The sequence below is a fragment of the Glycomyces albidus genome (genome assembly GCF_009451885.1).
Taxonomy (GTDB): domain Bacteria; phylum Actinomycetota; class Actinomycetes; order Mycobacteriales; family Micromonosporaceae; genus Glycomyces; species Glycomyces albidus.
This window is the reverse complement of record NZ_WIAO01000020.1, coordinates 66776-84226: the sequence shown is the minus strand read 5'-3', so window position 1 is coordinate 84226 and position 17451 is coordinate 66776. Positions and strand designations below refer to the sequence as shown.

The 17451-nt window shown below is 69.3% G+C and carries 15 protein-coding genes; 8 read left to right on the top strand and 7 right to left on the bottom strand.

The features are described 5' to 3' along the window. The 7 genes from GFD30_RS16465 to rpmH form a co-directional block, all read right to left on the bottom strand. Entirely contained in the window at positions 1-1047 is a 1047-nt protein-coding gene (locus tag GFD30_RS16465; RefSeq protein WP_194201995.1) for a ParA family protein, read from the bottom strand. A 458-nt stretch (positions 1048-1505) separates the two neighbouring features. Beyond that, entirely contained in the window at positions 1506-2138 is a 633-nt protein-coding gene (rsmG, locus tag GFD30_RS16460) for a 16S rRNA (guanine(527)-N(7))-methyltransferase RsmG (RefSeq protein ID WP_322633323.1), read from the bottom strand. A gap of 74 nt (positions 2139-2212) precedes the next feature. Next, positions 2213-2710 carry a Jag family protein gene (locus tag GFD30_RS16455; RefSeq protein ID WP_153026277.1) on the bottom strand — a complete coding sequence of 166 codons (498 nt, stop codon included), beginning with the start codon at positions 2708-2710 and terminating at the stop codon, positions 2213-2215. 90 nt (positions 2711-2800) lie between these two features. Then, a complete protein-coding gene (yidC, locus tag GFD30_RS16450; protein ID WP_153026310.1) occupies positions 2801-3907 on the bottom strand; it encodes a membrane protein insertase YidC in 1107 nt (368 codons plus the stop codon). Further along, positions 3907-4161 (bottom strand): membrane protein insertion efficiency factor YidD, encoded by a 255-nt coding sequence (yidD, locus tag GFD30_RS28275; protein ID WP_407649074.1) that lies wholly within the window; start codon positions 4159-4161, stop codon positions 3907-3909. The genes yidC and yidD overlap by 1 nt, the downstream gene beginning before the upstream one ends. 275 nt (positions 4162-4436) lie before the next feature. Then, positions 4437-4871 carry a ribonuclease P protein component gene (gene rnpA, locus GFD30_RS16440; RefSeq protein ID WP_407649079.1) on the bottom strand — a complete coding sequence of 145 codons (435 nt, stop codon included), beginning with the start codon at positions 4869-4871 and terminating at the stop codon, positions 4437-4439. 78 nt (positions 4872-4949) lie between these two features. Then, on the bottom strand, positions 4950-5087 hold the full coding sequence (gene rpmH, locus GFD30_RS16435) for a 50S ribosomal protein L34 (protein WP_091053947.1): 138 nt from the start codon (positions 5085-5087) through the stop codon (positions 4950-4952). 620 nt (positions 5088-5707) lie between these two features. On the opposite strand from rpmH, the gene dnaA reads away from it, so the two are divergent. The 8 genes from dnaA (at position 5708) to GFD30_RS16395 (ending at position 17371) form a co-directional block, all read left to right on the top strand. Further along, positions 5708-7561 (top strand): chromosomal replication initiator protein DnaA, encoded by a 1854-nt coding sequence (dnaA, locus tag GFD30_RS16430; RefSeq protein ID WP_153026275.1) that lies wholly within the window; start codon positions 5708-5710, stop codon positions 7559-7561. Positions 7562-7953: 392 nt separating this feature from the next. Then, entirely contained in the window at positions 7954-9102 is a 1149-nt protein-coding gene (dnaN, locus tag GFD30_RS16425) for a DNA polymerase III subunit beta (protein WP_153026274.1), read from the top strand. A gap of 82 nt (positions 9103-9184) precedes the next feature. Further along, positions 9185-10060, top strand: coding sequence for a phosphogluconate dehydrogenase (NAD(+)-dependent, decarboxylating) (gene gnd, locus GFD30_RS16420; RefSeq protein ID WP_153026273.1), 876 nt, complete (start codon positions 9185-9187; stop codon positions 10058-10060). 167 nt (positions 10061-10227) lie between these two features. Next, on the top strand, positions 10228-11307 hold the full coding sequence (gene recF, locus GFD30_RS16415) for a DNA replication/repair protein RecF (protein ID WP_407649078.1): 1080 nt from the start codon (positions 10228-10230) through the stop codon (positions 11305-11307). Next, positions 11297-11752: a DciA family protein gene (locus tag GFD30_RS16410; protein WP_322633319.1), complete on the top strand. Its 456-nt coding sequence runs from the start codon at positions 11297-11299 to the stop codon at positions 11750-11752. Before recF ends, GFD30_RS16410 begins: the two co-directional genes overlap by 11 nt. Positions 11753-12109: 357 nt before the next feature. Then, positions 12110-14068: a DNA topoisomerase (ATP-hydrolyzing) subunit B gene (gene gyrB, locus GFD30_RS16405; RefSeq protein ID WP_407649073.1), complete on the top strand. Its 1959-nt coding sequence runs from the start codon at positions 12110-12112 to the stop codon at positions 14066-14068. A gap of 87 nt (positions 14069-14155) precedes the next feature. Further along, positions 14156-16660, top strand: coding sequence for a DNA gyrase subunit A (gyrA, locus tag GFD30_RS16400; protein ID WP_322633318.1), 2505 nt, complete (start codon positions 14156-14158; stop codon positions 16658-16660). Next, complete coding sequence (locus GFD30_RS16395) at positions 16661-17371, top strand: DUF3566 domain-containing protein (protein ID WP_153026270.1); 711 nt, start codon at positions 16661-16663, stop codon at positions 17369-17371. The last annotated feature ends 80 nt before the right edge of the window (positions 17372-17451 follow it).

Genomic DNA, 17451 nt, shown 5'->3' with positions numbered 1-17451 from the left:
CTAGTTCCCGCCCTTCTGGTTCTTCCCGCGCCGCGAGAGCTTGGCGCCCCGCAGGGCGATCTCTTCGGCCGCTTCGAAATAGCTCGCCGCACCCCGCGAACCGGGGTCGTATGTCATGATCGACTGCCCGTAGCCGGGAGCCTCGGAGACACGGACGCTCCGCGGGACCACCGCGTCGAGCACGATCTCGCTGAAGTGCCCGCGCACTTCCTGCTCCACCTGGTCGGCGAGCTTGGTCCGCTTGTCGTACATGGTGAGCAGGATGGTCGAGACGCGCAGGCGCGCGTTGAGGTGCGCCTTGATGAGCTCGATGTTCCGCAGGAGCTGGCCGAGTCCCTCGAGCGCGTAGTACTCGCACTGGATCGGGATCAGGACCTCCTCGGCGGCGACGAGCGCGTTGACGGTGAGGAGGCCGAGCGACGGCGGGCAGTCGATGAAGATGTAGTCGAGCTCGCCGCTGAAGGTGGCGATGCTCTTCTCCAGGCGCCCTTCGCGGGCGACCACATTGACGAGTTCGACTTCGGCGCCGGCGAGGTCGATCGTCGCCGGGACGCAGTAGAGCGAGGGGATCCCGTCGACCGGGGTCGCGATCTCGTCGAGGGACATGCCCTCCACGAGCGCCTCGTAGACGCTCGGCGTCCCCGCGCCGTGCTCGACGCCGAGACCGGTGGACGCGTTCCCCTGCGGGTCGAGGTCGATGACCATGACGCGGTTGCCGTGCAGCGCCAGTGCGACCGCCAGGTTCACGGTGCTCGTGGTCTTGCCGACGCCGCCCTTCTGGTTCGCGACCGCGAAGACGCGGCGGCGGGTCGGCCGGGGCATCGTCACCGAACCGGAGGGGTTGAGGACGCGGACCGCCCGCTGCGCCTCGCGCGCCAGCGGCAGATCGTCGTCGAGCGGCTGGCCCTTTTCCAACGACACCGACTGCTGCGGCACCGGTTTCGCGGACTGCTGCCCGTTGCCGGTCGGTACCTCCTGAGGCCGCGTCTGCGCCTCGTCGGGCGCCAGGTGCCGTCCGGTCCTGCCGCGCGATGTCGATCTCGCCATCCCGTTCCCCCGTTCGCCGCTGCTGTCGGACCCTCCGGCACTTGTACCGGACTGTCCCGCAACCGATTCTGACCCAGACTGCCCGTAGGCCGGGGCTGCGCCACCCGATTCAGGAGAGGTTTCTCGATAGCGGTGACGGCGCGACGGCGGCGCCTCTTCGCTCACGGCCGCATCGAGGAGGTTCCGGATACGCCGTTCGGCCGGGGTATCGCCGCCAAGGGAGCTGTGTTCACGATCTTCGGGGGGAAGGGGGTCGCGCACGTTCACCGCCACAGACTACGGGCCGAATGTTTCACGTGAAACATCGCCCTGCTCGGAGTAACTTACTCGGGATAGGTTATCCGGTTCGAGCGCTCAACGCCGAATGCACAGTGCCGCGACGAGGTTCTCATCGCGGCACTTACTGCGGCACTAGGGCTTTCGCAATATGAATTTTGCGGTCGCGTTGGCGCGGTAAGTCATCTCACCCGTTCGATCGCCACAACCGTTGCGGGGACCGGGAAGACGGGATCACTGAGCTTCGACTCGCCGCACAGGCTGATGTTGGCCGGCCCGCCGCCGAGACGCCGCACGGTCTTCGCGTCGCGCGCGATCTCCTCGGACGCGCTCTGTCCCTTGATCGCCAGCATGAGGCCGCCGACCCGGGCGAGCGGCAGGCACCAGCCCGCGAGCTTCCCGAGCGGTGCGACCGCCCGCGAGACCACGATGTCGGCCTTGCCTTTCGGGTCGACCTCCTCGGCGCGGGCCCGGAGCACCTCGACATTCCGGATGCCGAGCGCGGCGATCACCTCGTCGAGGAAATCGACCCGCCGCTGCATCGGCTCGACGAGCGTCACCCAGATGTCCGGGCGGGCGATCGCCAGCGGGATTCCCGGGAGGCCGCCGCCGGTGCCGACGTCGATGACGTCGGACTCGCCGGGGATCAGCTCCTCCACCACGGCGCTGCCGAGCACATGCCGGCCCCACAGCCGCGGCACCTCCCGCGGGCCGATGATGCCGCGTTCGATGCCGATGGTGGACAGGAGGCCGACGTACCCTTCGGCCTGGGCGATGCGCTCGTCCGCACTCTGGGGATCGGTCGCTCCGAACACAGAGGCCAATGTTTCACGTGAAACATTGGCCTCGGCGGATTCGGAGCCTTCCGGCTCTTCGTTCATTCGATCGACTACTCCGCCGGCTTCACGACGACCCGGCGGCGCGGTTCGGCGCCTTCGGATTCGCTCTGGACGCCGTCGGTCGCGTTGATGACGTCGTGGACGCACTTCCGCTCGAAGGCGCTCATCGGGTCGAGCTTCACGACGCTGCCGGTCTCGAGGACCCGCTTGGCGGTCTTCTCGGCCAGCTCGGTGAGCTTCTTGCGGCGCCCGGCGCGGTAGCCCCCGATGTCGAGCATCAGGCGCGAGTGGTCCCCGGTCTTGCGGTACACCGCGAGGCGGCACAGTTCCTGCAGGGCTTCGAGGGTCTGTCCCTTGGGTCCGACGAGGCCGCCGAGGTCCTCGCCGACGATCTCGACCTGAGGGCGGTCGCCGACGACGAGTTCGTCGATGTCCCCGTCGAGGTCGAGGATGTCGAGGAGGCCTTCCATGTAGTCGGCCGCCACTTCGCTCTGCTCAAAGAGGTCGTCTTCGGAGGCCACCTCGTCCTCCCGCACCGTTGCTCCCATAATTGCCAACTCGTCCTATCGCTCGTTATAAGCCTAGTTTGCACCATTGTGGCTGATCCGGTGGCGCCTGCGCCGCCTCGGATCCTCCCCCTAGCCTTTTTTCTTCTTGGAGGCCTGCTGTGCACCGCTGACCTTCTTGGCCCGCGCGATGCGCTCCGCCCGCGAGAGGTTCTTGCCCGAGCCCGGACCGCCCTTGACGGTGCCGGCGCCGTCCGAGCCGTTGACCGACGAGCCGTTCGCGCTCGGCTTGGGGTCCTGCTTCGGCTTCGGGGTGTTCGCGGCGGCGGGCTTCGGCCGCTTGCCCGGCTTGGGGGCCAGTTCCTTGCGGCGCCGCTCGGCCTCGCGCTGCTCCTCGAGCATCTTCTCGTGGGCCTTGGTTCCGGGCTTCGGCGGCTTGGCCGAGGCGCTCTGCGCGGGCGGCGGGTACTTGTGCAGCACGTACTGCTGCTGCGCCAGCGAGAAGAGGTTGTTCACGGTCCAGTAGATGACCACGCCGATCGGGAACGCGCCGGCGGAGAAGATCATGATGACCGGGATGCCGTAGAGCATCACCTTCTGGATCATCCGCTGGTTGGGGTCCTCGTTCCAGCCGGTCTTGAGGATCATCTGACGGGTGGTCAGGAAGGTCGTCAGGATCATCGCCGCGCCGAGGACGCCGGCGACGAGCTTCACCACGAGGGGCGTGGAGTCCACTGCGGCCAACTGGTCGCCGGAGGTGAGGAACGTGCTCCAGAACGGCGCGCCGAACAGCTTCGCGTCGACGTAGGTGTCCCAGTCGCTCTGCGTCCAGAAGTAGAGCGTCGTGTTCATCGTCTGGTCGGGGTCCGGACGGCGGAGCACGTGGAAGAGCGCCAGGAAGACGGGCATCTGGATCAGGATGGGAAGGCAGCCCATGAGCGGGTTGGCCTTCTCCTTCCGGTACAGCTCCATCATCTCTTTCTGGAGCGTCTCGCGGTCGCCTTTGTAGCGCTCCTGGAGCGCCTTGATCTCGGGGGCGAGCTTCTGCATCGCGCGCTGCGACTGGATCTGCTTGACGAACAGCGGGAAGAGGATCACCCGCAGGGTGATGACGACGCCGACGATGGCGAGGACCCACGCCCAGTCGGTGGCCAGCGCCTGGTTGCCGTCGAAGACGTTCGACCAGAGGTCGTGCCACCGCAGTAGCACCCAGGACACGCCGTCGTAGGCCCACTCCATCACTTGCGGACTCCAGTCATCTCGCTCTTCGAATGCTTCACATGGTCATGCCGAGGGGGCACGGGGTCGAAACCCCCCGCATGAAAGGGGTGGCACCGTCCCAGGCGTCGCAGGCTCAACCATATGCCACGCACGACTCCGTGCCGGGACAGCGCCTCAAGGGTATATGCGCTGCAACTGGGGTAGAAGCGGCAGCGGGCCGGGAGGGCCGGGCTTATCCACCGACGGTACGCGACCACCGGGGCGCCGACCACTCGGACCAGGGGGGATTCCGCCTCGCGTTCAAGGGCTTTCGCTGAAGGCGAACAAGTGCAGAGTGCCGAAGGCGAACAAGCGCACGGCGCCGAAGGCGAACAAACGCAGGGCTCCGAAGCCGAGCAGCCGCACGGCGCCTGGAGTGAACCGGCTCCGAGTGCCGCCGGCGTGGCACGGTCGGCGGATCCGGAGTCGGAAGGGGCCGTGGGGGAACGGCGGCGGAGTGCTGCGGCGAGGGGCGTCGGCCGGGGTGCCGGTCCGGCCGCGGGGACCGTCATGGCCGGCCCCGGCGGGAGCGGCCGCCTTTGGCGCTGCGGGCCGCCTTCACGGCTTCGGAGAGGTCGCGCTGGAGCTCGCTGAAGTCGCGTTCGGCGGCCTTCGGGGTGGCCCGGACGACGACGTCGGTCCCGGCGGGCCAGTGCGGCAGCTCGGCGGCGGCGGCGTGGCGGAGGCGGCGCTTGACCTTGTTGCGGACGACGGCGTTGCCGACGGCCTTGGAGACGACGAAACCCGCCCGCGCCGTGCGGTTCGCATCGGCTTCGGACGGTGTCGTCGGATCGGGCGTGTCGGTGTCTGCCGGTTCAGCGTCCGCCGGTCGGGGCGCGGGTGCCCAGTGCACGACGACGCCGCCGCGGGCGGCGCGGCGGCCGCGCTTGAGCGCGGCACCGAAGTCCCGGCTGCTGCGGATGCGCGCGTCGGCTGGAAGCACCTGGATCACGTCCTCATCGGGACCCCTGCCGGGCGGTCGTTCGAGCGCCCGGAGGTGCAGGGGTCCGGAGGCAAGCGCTCAGACGGTCAGCTGCTTGCGACCCTTGTTGCGGCGCGCGTTGACGATGGCGCGGCCGGCACGGGTGCGCATGCGCAGCCGGAAGCCGTGGGTGCGCTTGCGACGGCGGTTGTTCGGCTGGTAGGTGCGCTTGCTCACGACGGATGTCTCCCATTACGAATCAAATTGCCACTGCGTCGGCGGCCCCCCGGGCCTGACCCGGCCCGGCGGCGGGCTGCGGGGACGCGGAGAACAGCCTAGCAGGGCATTCGCGCGCCGCCCCAGCCGCGGACGGCGGGTGTGGCATGCCCCTCTGGTTCGACGGGCAACCACCTCATGTTACTCGCCGCGGCGGCGGCGCCGCCAACCCGGGGGCGGTCCGGCCGGGCGGGGACGGCGGCGGCGACCGTCCTTCCGAGACGCCTTCGAGCGGTCCTCCGGAGGCGTCCGCAGAGCTCCCGCGACCGATGCGAGCAGCCTGTGGATAACTTTGCCCCGATCGTGGGCGAGTTTCGCGGCGCCGGAACGGCATCCTCCGGTGACCTGCGAGAAATACCAGGTCACCCCCGTGATTCGGGAAACATTGTCACAAGCGGCGCATGTGCACAGGGCACCTGAAGGCCTGTGGATAACCTGTGGAAAACTTGCTGGGACGCACTGCGGGCGGCACCGGGGGAACCGGGTGCGGCGGTGCGGAACGCCTGCATCGGAGCCTACCGGCTGCGGCCCCCGGACTTCGCGAAACCGACCGGTCGGGGACAGACGACGAGCACAAAGGGATGGCGAACGTGACCGACCGAGATCTGTCGGCAGTCTGGTCGGCGGTGACCGCCGAGCTGGCTGAGGCGTCCTCGCTCACCCGCCAGCAGGCGGCGTGGATGCGGCTGTCCCAGCCCGTGCTGTCGATGCCGGGCACGTTCATCGTGGCCGCCCCCGACAAGTTCGCCCGCTCGGCCTTCGAGTCGAAGCTCCGCGTCCCGATCAGCGAGGCCCTCTCCCGGCATCTGGGCCAGCCGACGCAGATCGCGGTCACCTTGCAGGAGAAGCAGGCCGACACCGCCCCTGCTCCGGAGCCGGCGGCCGAGCCGCAGCCGGCCTCCGAGGGGCCCGCGAACGGCGCCGCCGCGCACGACGCGGCCGACGCGACCATCGTGTTCGAGCGGCCCAGCTTCGACGGCCCCGCGCCCGGCGCCGAACCGCACCGGGCGGTCCCCAAGCAGGCCGCCCAGAACCCGCCGAGCCTGTTCGACACCGCCGCGTTCCGGTCCGGAGAGCGCGCGGCCGAACGCCAGACCGAACGACAGGCCGAACGCCCCGCCGAGACCGAGCCCGAGCGGCCCGCCGCGATCCCGCACCAGCCGGCCCGCCCCGCCGAGGCCGAGGGCCCCCGCTGGGAGGAGCCGCACCACGGGCCGCCCCCCGCCGACGGGGCCGAGCTCGAGCGGGTCCTCTCCGAGACCGCGGCCCGCCGCGCGGACGGGCACAAGGACCAGGCGTCGCCGCCGGTCGCGCCCCCGCCCTCGGACGACCCCGATCCCGAGCGCCGCGGCCACATCACCAAGGCACACCAGGCCGCGCCCGCCAAGGCCGTCGACGGGGTCGGCCGGCTCAACCCGCGCTACAACTTCGACACGTTCGTCATCGGCTCGTCCAACCGGTTCGCGCACGCGGCCGCGTTCGCCGTGGCCGAAGCCCCCGCGAAGGCGTACAACCCGCTGTTCATCTACGGCGGCTCCGGGCTCGGCAAGACCCACCTCCTCCACGCGGTCGGGCACTACGCGCACGACCTCGGCACCGCCCACTCGGTGCGGTACGTGACCACCGAGGAGTTCACCAACGACTTCATCAACTCCCTCTCGGACCGGCGCCAGCAGGCGTTCCAGCGCCGATACCGGGACGTCGACATCCTGCTCATCGACGACATCCAGTTCCTCATGGACCGGGAGCGCACCCAGGAGGAGTTCTTCCACACCTTCAACGCGCTCCACAACGCGAACAAGCAGCTCGTGATCTCCTCGGACCGCTCGCCGAAGCAGCTCCAGACCCTCGAGGACCGGCTGCGGACCCGCTTCGAGTGGGGCCTGCTCGCCGACATCCAGCCGCCGGACCTGGAGACGCGCATCGCGATCCTGCGCAAGAAGGCCGTCCAGGACGAGCTGAACGTGCCCACCGACGCGGTCGAGTTCATCGCCACCCAGATCCACCACTCCATCCGCGAGCTCGAAGGCGCGCTCATCCGCGTCACCGCGTACGCCAGCCTGAACAAGAAGCCCGTCGACCTGGGCCTGGCCGAAGAGGTGCTGCACGACTTCATCCCCGAGGGCGGCAACACCGCCGAGGTCACCGTCGACCAGATCATGCAGGCCACCGCGGACTACTTCGGCGTCGCCTCCGCCGACCTCAAGGGGAACTCGCGCTCGCGGATCCTCGTGAACGCCCGCCAGGTGGCCATGTACCTGTGCCGGGAGTTGACCGACATGTCGCTGCCGCGGATCGGGCAGGCGTTCGGCGGCCGCGACCACACCACGGTCATGCACGCGAACAAGAAGATCCGCAAGCAGATGTCCGAGCGGCGCGCGCTCTACAACCAGATCGCGGAATTGACGAACCGTTTGAAACACACCGACGAGTGAGCGGGCCTGTGGACAAGGTTGTGGAAAAGCTGTGGAAAAGCCCGGGAATCTGTGGAAAGCCTGTGGACAGAGTGTGGAGAACACGCGGGAGTGCGATTCTGATTCGCGTTGAGGCTGTGGAGAAGCCTGTGCATAACCTGTGGAAAAGCTGTGGATGAGGCTGTGGACGAGATGTGGAAAACTCGGCGGGTGTCGGTGCCTGTGGATAAGCTCCTGATTCATCCACAGGTTCTCCACAGGCCGTCCACAGGCCGGAACCGTGAAAGAGCTGCGGAAAGGCGGGTTTTCCACAGTTTCCACAGCACCGACTACTACGACGACAGTTATATCTATAGAGAAACCATTAGTAATAGCGCTGTGAACAACCGAGCTTCATCCAGAAGGAGCGACCCATGAAGTTCCAAGTCGATCGAGACACCTTCGCCGACGCGGTGTCCTGGACCGCGAAGAGCCTCCCGGCCCGCCCGTCGGTCCCCGTCCTCGCAGGCGCCCGCCTGTCGGTCGACGAGGGCACCCTGACCATCTCCGGCTTCGACTACGAGATCTCCACCCGCGTCATCGTCGAGGTCACCGGGGAGTCCGCCGGGACCGCGCTGGTCTCGGGCAAGCTCCTCGCCGAGATCGTCAAGGCGCTCCCGAACAAGCCGGTCGACTTCGTCGTCGACGGCCCCCACGCCGAACTCACGTGCGGGTCGGCCCGCTTCACCCTGCCGACCATGCCCCTGGAGGACTACCCCTCGCTGCCGCAGATGCCCGAGGCGATCGGGACCATCGACGCCGAGGAGTTCGCGAAGGCCGTCGCCCAGACCGCCGTCGCCGCCGGCAAGGACGAGACCCTGCCGACGATGACCGGCGTCCAGATCGAGATGACCGGCGGCGGCATCGGCATGCTCGCCACCGACCGGTACCGCATGGCGATCCGCGACTCCTCCTGGGAGCCGAACGCCTCCGACGTCGCCGTCACCGTGCTCGTCCCCGCCAAGGCCCTCGCCGACACCGCCCGCACCTTCGGGTCCCTCTCCGGGCCGGTGACCATCGCCGTCCCCATGGGCACCGAAGGCGCCCCCGGCATGATCGGCTTCACCGCCGGCGGCCGCCAGACCACCTCGCGGGTCCTCGACGGCCAGCTCCCGCCGCTGCGCAGCCTCCTCGCCACCTCGTACGCGACCACGCTGAAGGTCAAGACCGCCGAACTCATCGAGGTGGCCCGCCGCGTCGCGCTCGTCGGCGACCGCAACTCGCCCATCCGCCTCTCGTTCGACGAGGACGGGCTCGTGGTCGAGGCCGGCGGCGCCGAGGACGCCAAGGCCTCCGAGGCCATGGACTGCTCGCTCGACGGCGAACCGGGCAAGATCGCGTTCAACCCGACCTACCTGCTCGACGGCCTCTCCGCCGTCGACGCCCCCTACACCGCGTTCAAGATGAACGAACTGGGGAAGCCGGTCGTGATGACGGGGCAGCCCGCGCCCGAAGATGAGGATTCCGACACAAACCACGACGTGTACCTGTACATGCTGCAACCATTGCGTTGGGACGCCTGACCCCACAACGACGTGAGTGACCCTGGCGCACGGCTTCGCTGAAGCGGATGTACTGGACTCTTCTCCAGAGAGGGGGCGCGACATGCAACTGGGCATGATCGGGCTCGGCAAGATGGGCGGCAACATGAAGTTGCGGCTCGAAAAGGCTGGACACCAGGTCGTCGGGTACGACCGCAACCCGGACGTGGCCGACGTCGGCTCGCTCGCGGCACTGGTCGACGCGCTCGAGGCCCCCCGGGCCGTGTGGGTCATGGTCCCCGCCGGGGAACCCACCCGGTCCACCGTGGCCGAACTGGCCGGGCTCCTGTCCGAGGGCGACATCGTCGTCGACGGCGGCAACTCCCGCTTCACCGACGACGCGGTCAACGCGCAGGCGCTCGCCCAGCACGGCATCGGCTACATCGACGCCGGCGTCTCCGGCGGCGTGTGGGGCCTGACCGAGGGGTACGCCCTCATGGTCGGCGGCGCCGAAGCCGACGTGCAGCGCCTCCAGCCGGTCTTCGACGCGCTCAAGCCCGAAGGCGAGTTCGGCTTCGTCCACGCCGGCGGCGTCGGCGCCGGCCACTACGCGAAGATGGTCCACAACGGCATCGAGTACGCCATGATGCAGGCCTACGCCGAAGGCTACGAGCTCCTCGAAGCCAGCGAGTACGTCGACAACGTCCCCGAGATCTTCAAGTCCTGGCGCTCGGGCACCGTCATCCGCTCCTGGCTCCTCGACCTCATGGACCGCGCCCTCGAAGAGGACCCCGAGCTCTCCCGCATCAAGGGCTACGTCGAGGACTCCGGCGAAGGCCGCTGGACCGTGGACGAGGGCATCCGCCTGCGCGTCCCGCTCCCGGCCATCACCGAATCGCTGTTCGCCCGCTTCACCTCGCGCCAGGAGGACTCCCCGGCGATGAAGGCCGTCGCGGCCCTCCGCAACCAGTTCGGCGGCCACGCCGTCAAATCCGAGTAGCGCCGCGGAGCCGCCGGTGCCGGGACCGGCCCGGCGCCCCGCGACGTCCGACCGAACACTTTGCGGGGGCTCGCACGCAGCGCCCCCGAGCGACGCGGCAGGATAGAGGCGTGCGTGTACGACAGCTGCAGTTGACGGACTTCCGGTCCTACGCGCACGCCCAGGTCATGTTCGACGAGGGGCCCTCGATCCTGGTGGGCCCCAACGGACACGGCAAGACCAACCTGGTCGAGGCCCTGGTCTACCTGGCGAACCTCCGCTCCCACCGCGTCTCCACCGACGCCCCCCTGGTCCGGCAGGGCTGCGAGCAGGCCGTCGTCCGCGCCGAGATCCTCCACGAGTCCCGCCGCCTCCTCGCCGAGCTCGCGATCGTCCCCGGCAAGTCCAACAAGGCCAGGCTGGGCCGCACCGACCTCAAACGCCCCCGCGAGATCATCGGCGCGCTCAAGGCCATCGCCTTCGCCCCCGAGGACCTCGCGCTCGTCCGCGGCGAACCCTCCGCGCGCCGCCGCTACCTCGACGAGCTCCTGTGCGCCCGCTACCCGCGCTTCGCCGGCGTCCGCGCCGACTACGAACGCGTCCTCAAACAGCGCAACACCCTCCTGCGCACCGCCTACCTCGCGAAGAAGACCGGCGGCCGCGGCCCCGGCGGCGCCGAGATGGCCACCCTCGACGCCTGGGACGCGCACCTCGCCGCCCACGGCGCCGAACTCATGGCCGGGCGCCTCGCCCTCCTCGACGACCTCGCCGAACCCGTCGCCAAAGCCCACGCCAAGATCGCCGACGGGCGCTCCGAGGTCGCCCTCGCCTACGAGTCCGAACTCGGCGACGGCCTCACCGCCGACCGCGACGTGCTCGCCGCCCGCCTCGCCGCCGCGCTCGCCGCCGCCCGCGCCAAGGAGGTCGAACGCGGCTCCACCCTCGTCGGCCCCCACCGCGACGACCTCGACCTCGTGCTCGGCAGCCTCCCCGTCAAGGGCTACGCCTCCCACGGTGAGACCTGGTCGGTGGCGCTGGCGCTGCGCCTGGGCGCCTTCGAACTCCTGCGCGCGGACGGCACCGCGCCGATCCTGATCCTCGACGACGTGTTCGCCGAGCTCGACGCCACGCGCCGCGAGCGCCTCGCCGAGTACGCCGAGGCCGCCCCGCAGACGCTCATCACCTGCGCGGTGGCCGGCGACGTGCCCGACCGCCTCGCCGGCGCCCGCTACGACGTGTGGGAAGGGGAGGTCAAGCGTGTCCTCTGACGGCGGCTACGACTACCGGCCGCGCCCGCGCCGGCGCGGCAGGTCCGACGACCCGCGGTTCCGCAAGGAGTGGTCCGGTCCCGGGCCCGACAAGCGCGACCCCGAGCTGCTCGGGAGCCTCCTCCCGCAGGTCGTGCGCAAGAACGGCTGGACCCGGAAGGTCGCCGACGCCTCGGTGTTCGGCCGGTGGGAGGCGATCGTCGGCCCCGAGATCGCGAGCCACTGCCGCCCCGAGCAGCTCGAGCACGGCGAGCTCCTGGTCGTCGCCGAGTCCACCGCCTGGGCCACGCAGCTGCGGCTGTTCTCGCGCCAGATCCACGCCAAGATCGCCGCGGCGCTGGGCCCGAGCGTCGTCAAGCGCCTGAAGATCGTCGGCCCGAAGCAGCCGACTCGTTCCTTCGGCCCCAGGCGGGTGCGGTTCAATGGCTCTCGTGACACGTTCTGAAGCCGGACACCCCTAGGTCCGTAGGGGGGTTCATGTCCGCGGCTCCCAGTGCGACTGCGGCGACAATGAGGGCCGCGGAAGGGGTATCGCGAGACCGGACGCAGTAGGATGGACTGATGCGGTCGCGGCCGGCGCTCTCCAGCGTCCGGCCCTGTTTCGTGGCTCACCACGGCCGCCACGGCGGCGGCGACCCGGTACGGCCCCCGACTCCGGTCCGCCCCCGGGCAGGCCCGCGCCGGCGGCCCCGGGCCGGACATCAGGCGCTTGCGCGGCCAGACCGGCTGCAAGTGTCACAGCCATGGACTAGCTTTTCTCTACCGACCGTGAACGACGAATCGACGACAGAAGGAGTTGCCGGTGGCGGCGAAGCAGCAGGACGAGTACAGCGCCAGTTCGCTGACAGTCCTCGAAGGCCTCGAGGCCGTCAGGAAGCGGCCCGGCATGTACATCGGCTCGACCGGTGAGCGCGGCCTGCACCACCTCATCCAGGAGGTCGTCGACAACTCCGTCGACGAGGCCATGGCGGGCTACGCCACCGACATCCTCGTGACCCTCACCGCCGACGGCGGCGTGAGCGTCAAGGACGACGGCCGCGGCTTCCCGGTCGACATCCACCCCAAGCTCGGCAAGCCCGGCGTCGAGGTCGCCCTCACCGTCCTCCACGCGGGCGGCAAGTTCGACTCCCAGACGTACGCCGTCTCCGGCGGCCTCCACGGCGTCGGCGTCTCGGTCGTCAACGCCCTCTCGACCCGCGTCTCGGTCGAGATCCGCCGCGACGGGCACGTGTGGCGCCAGGACTACAAGCACGCCCAGCCCGGCCCGCTGGAGAAGGGCGAGACCACCGACGAGACCGGCACCATCGTCAGCTTCTGGCCCGACGGCGAGATCTTCGAGACCCTCGAGTTCGACTACAAGACGATCTACCGCCGCCTCCAGGAGATGGCCTTCCTCAACAAGGGCCTGTCCATCACCCTCCGCGACGAGCGCCCCGAACACGTCGACGAGGACGGGAACATCCGCCACGTCACGTTCAAGTACGACGAGGGCATCGCCGACTTCGTCCGCCACCTCAACGCCTCGAAGAACGCCATCCACCCCACGGTCATCGCGTTCAGCGCCGAGGAGTCGGAGCAGGCGATCGAGGTCGCCATGCAGTGGAACGAGTCCTACGGCGAATCGGTCTACACGTTCGCGAACACGATCAACACCCACGAGGGCGGCACCCACGAAGAGGGCTTCCGCTCCGCGCTCACCAACGCGGTCAACAAGTACGGCCTCGAGAAGAAGATCATCAAGTCCGAGAAGGACCGCCTCTCCGGCGACGACATCCGCGAGGGCCTGGCCGCGATCATCTCCGTCAAACTCCGCGAACCCCAGTTCGAAGGCCAGACCAAGACCAAGCTCGGCAACACCGAGGTCAAGGGCTTCGTCCAGCGCGTGTGCAACGAGTGGCTCCCCGACTGGCTCGACCGCCACCCCAAGGAAGCGCGGATCATCGTCCAGAAGGCCTCCAGCGCCGCGAACGCCCGCAAGGCCGCCGCGCAGGCCCGCAAGCTCGCCCGCCGCAAGAGCCTCCTCGAGACCTCCTCGATGCCCGGCAAGCTCGCCGACTGCCAGTCGACGAACCCCGAGGAGTGCGAGATCTTCGTCGTCGAGGGCGACTCGGCCGGCGGCTCCGCCAAGCAGGGCCGCAACCCGCGCACCCAGGCGATCATGCCCATCCGCGGCAAGATCCTCAACGTCGAGAAGGCCCGCCTCGACAAGATCCTCAAGAACAACGAGGTCCAGGGCATGATCACCGCCCTCGGCACCGGGATCCACGAGGAGTTCGACGCCGAGAAGCTCCGCTACCACAAGGTCATCCTGATGTCGGACGCCGACGTCGACGGCCACCACATCAACACGCTGCTGCTGACCCTCCTGTTCCGGTTCATGCGCCCGCTCATCGAGCTCGGCCACGTGTACATGAGCCAGCCGCCGCTGTACAAGATCAAGTGGAACAAGAAGGGCGACCTGGTCGACTACGCCTACTCCGACGCCGAGCGCGACCGGGTCATCGAGGCCGGCGTCGCCTCCGGCAAGGCCGACCCGCGCCGCTCCGACGGCGTCCAGCGCTACAAGGGCCTCGGTGAGATGAACTACACCGAGCTGTGGGAGACGACCATGGACCCCTCGCGGCGCAACCTCCTCCAGGTTCAGCTCGACGACGCGGCAACCGCCGACGAGCTCTTCAGCGTCCTGATGGGGGAGGACGTGGAGAGCCGCCGCCGATTCATCCAGGAGAACGCCAAGGACGTCCGCTTCCTGGACATCTGACGGCACAGCCAGGACATCCGACGGCCCGGCCCGAACGACACGGCAGCGGCCCGAAACGACTTCGTCTGACACAGCAAGGAAGCACTGGTGCCTGAGAACAACCAAGACCAGCTGGAGATCCCCGAGGGCCACGGCCGCATCGAACCGGTCGGCATCGAAGTGGAGATGTCGCGGTCCTACCTCGACTACGCGATGAGCGTCATCGTCGGGCGCGCGCTGCCCGACGTCCGCGACGGCCTCAAGCCGGTCCACCGCAAGATCCTGTACGCCATGTACGACGGCGGCTACCGCCCCGACCGCGGGTACGTCAAGTGCTCGCGCGTCATCGGCGACGTCATGGGGCAGTTCCACCCCCACGGCGACGGCGCGATCTACGACTCGCTGGTCCGCATGGCTCAGCCGTGGAGCCTGCGCTACCCGCTCATCGACGGCCAGGGCAACTTCGGCTCCCCGGGCAACGACCCGGCCGCCGCGCACCGGTACACCGAGTCGCGCCTCGAGCCGCTCGCGATGGAGATGCTCCGCGACATCGACGAGGAGTCCGTCGACTTCGAGCCGAACTACGACGGCAAGACCACCGAGCCGACGATCCTCCCCAGCCGGATCCCGAACCTGCTCGTCAACGGCTCCGAAGGCATCGCGGTCGGCATGGCCACCAAGATCCCGCCGCACAACCTCCGCGAGGTCGCCAAGGCCGTCGACTGGTGCCTCGAGCACCCCGACGCCGACGAGGCCGAGGCCCTCGAGGCGATCCTCGGCATCATCACCGGCCCCGACTTCCCGACCGGCGCCACCATCCTCGGCCGCGCCGCCATCGAGGACGCCTACCGGACCGGCCGCGGCTCCATCAAGATGCGCGCCGTCATCGAGGTCGAAGAGGACGCCAAGGGCCGCCCCTGCCTGGTCGTGACCGAACTGCCCTACCAGGTCAACCCCGACAACCTCGCCGAGCGCATCGCCGACCTCGTCAAGGAGGGCAAGCTCGGCGGCATCGCCGACATCCGCGACGAGTCCTCCGGCCGCACCGGCATGCGGATCGTCGTCGTCCTCAAGCGCGACGCCGTCCCCAAGGTCGTCCTCAACAACCTGTACAAGCACACCCAGCTCCAGGACACGTTCGGCGCGAACATGCTCGCCCTGGTCGACGGCGTGCCCCGGACGCTGAACATCGCGCAGATGGTCCGCTACTACGTCGCGCACCAGATCGACGTCATCGTCCGCCGCACCCAGTACCGGATGCGCAAGGCCGAAGAGCGCGCCCACATCCTCCGCGGCCTCGCCAAGGCCCTCGACCTGCTCGACGAGACCATCGCGCTCATCCGCCGGTCGCCCTCGGCCGAGGAGTCGAAGCAGGGCCTCATGTCGCTGCTCGACGTCGACGAGGTCCAGGCCGTCGCCATCCTCGACATGCAGCTGCGCCGCCTCGCCGCCCTCGAACGGCAGCGGATCATCGACGAGCTGTCCGAGATCGAGGCCAAGATCGCCGACCTCAAGGACATCCTCGACAAGCCCGAGCGGCAGCGCCAGATCGTCCGCGAAGAGCTCGCGGCGGTCGTCGCCCGCTGGGGCGACGACCGCCGCACCCAGATCCTCCCCGACGCCGGCGAGGTGTCCATGGAGGACCTCATCGCCCGCGAGGACATCGTGGTGACCATCACCCGCGGCGGCTATGTGAAGCGCACCTCCACCGACTCCTTCCGCTCGCAGAAGCGCGGCGGCAAGGGCGTCCAGGGCGCGCAGCTCAAGCAGGACGACATCGTCAGCCACTTCTTCGTGTGCACCACCCACGACTGGATCCTGTTCTTCACGAACAAGGGCCGCGTGTACCGCGCGAAGGCCTACGAGCTGCCCGAGGCCAGCCGCACCGCCCGCGGCCAGCACGTGGCGAACATCCTCGCGTTCGGCCCCGACGAGACCATCGCCCAGGTCATCCAGATGGCCAACTACGAGGTCGCCCCCTACCTGGTGCTGGCCACCCGCAACGGCCTGGTGAAGAAGTCCAAGCTCACCGACTTCGACTCCCCGCGCACCGGCGGCCTCATCGGCATCAACCTGCGCGACGGCGACGAACTGGTCGGCGCCTCGCTCATCCAGCCCGAGGACGACCTGCTGCTCGTCTCCCGCAAGGCCCAGTCGATCCGGTTCCAGGCCACCGACGAGGCGCTCCGCCCCATGGGCCGGGCGACCAGCGGCGTGATCGGGATGCGGTTCGTCGGGGACGACGAATTGCTCACCATGATCGTCCTCCGCGATAATATGGACATCCTCGTGGCCACCAGCCGCGGCTACGCGAAACGCACTCCGGTCGACGCGTATCCGCAGCAGGGCCGCGGCGGCAAGGGCGTTCTGACGGCTAAGATCACGGAACGGCGCGGCGACCTGGTTGGGGCGCTGTCGGTGACGCCCGACGACGAGCTGTTCGCGATCACCTCGGAGGGAGGGGTCATCAGGACTCCTGTGAAGCCGGTCCGGCAGACGTCGGACCGCAACACCCAGGGCGTCAAACTGATCGACCTGCCCGAGAAAGTGTCGCTGCTCGCCATCACCAGGAGCGCCGAGGAACCGGAACCCGATGAGGGACAGGACGAGTAGATGACCGACGCGAAGGCCACCGCAGCGGAGACCGAGCGCGACGACGACGTGCCGGAGCTGCCCTCCGAACCGTCCGCAGCCGCAGAGCCGGAAGCGGGACCGTCGGCTTCCGACGCCGCCCCCGAACCGGCCCCTGCGCCCGCACAGGACCAGACGCTGACACTGCGGCGCCCGCCGGGCATGACACCGCCCCCGGTCACCCCGGAGGCGATCCCGATCCCCACCGGGCCCACCGGCAACACCGCGGCCAACCAGGCCGCCGGCGTCGCCTCGTCGGCGCGCGTCGCCGACGCGGTCCGCGCCGCCCGCGCGGCCGTCAGCCAGGCCACCGCACGCGGCCCCCGCCGGGCCCGCCTGCGGCTCAAGCGCATCGACCCGTGGTCGGTGATGAAATTCGCGTTCGCCGTGTCGATCGTGCTCTTCATCGTCATGGTCGTGGCGACCACCGTCCTCTACATCGCCCTCGACGCGATGGGCGTGTTCGACACCGTCAACGACATGCTGCAGATGCTCATGGGCACCAACGCCGACTCGGGCACCCCCGCGGAGGACTTCCGGATCACCGCGAAGGGCGTCATCGGGGCCGCCGCCCTGCTCGGCGTCGTCAACATGGTCCTGTTCACCGCGCTGGCCACACTCGGCTCGTTCATCTACAACGTCTGCGCCGACCTCGTCGGCGGCGTCGAGGTCACCCTCGCCGAACGCGACTAGCGAGTACCGGTGCGCCCGCGGCCGGACGGCCGCGGGCGCACCTGCGTTCCCGCCCAGTGATGCCCGTCCCTCCCCGGAGG

Bases quoted from the DNA above. Each gene is read 5' to 3' on its own strand.
- GFD30_RS16465 (WP_194201995.1), bottom strand. From the start codon at position 1,047: ATGGCGAGATCGACATCGCGCGGCAGGACCGGACGGCACCTGGCGCCC.
- GFD30_RS16455 (WP_153026277.1), bottom strand. From the start codon at position 2,710: ATGGGAGCAACGGTGCGGGAGGACGAGGTGGCCTCCGAAGACGACCTC.
- yidC (WP_153026310.1), bottom strand. From the start codon at position 3,907: ATGGAGTGGGCCTACGACGGCGTGTCCTGGGTGCTACTGCGGTGGCAC.
- dnaA (WP_153026275.1), top strand. From the start codon at position 5,708: ATGGCGAACGTGACCGACCGAGATCTGTCGGCAGTCTGGTCGGCGGTG.
- dnaN (WP_153026274.1), top strand. From the start codon at position 7,954: ATGAAGTTCCAAGTCGATCGAGACACCTTCGCCGACGCGGTGTCCTGG.
- gnd (WP_153026273.1), top strand. From the start codon at position 9,185: ATGCAACTGGGCATGATCGGGCTCGGCAAGATGGGCGGCAACATGAAG.
- recF (WP_407649078.1), top strand. From the start codon at position 10,228: ATGTTCGACGAGGGGCCCTCGATCCTGGTGGGCCCCAACGGACACGGC.
- GFD30_RS16395 (WP_153026270.1), top strand. From the start codon at position 16,661: ATGACCGACGCGAAGGCCACCGCAGCGGAGACCGAGCGCGACGACGAC.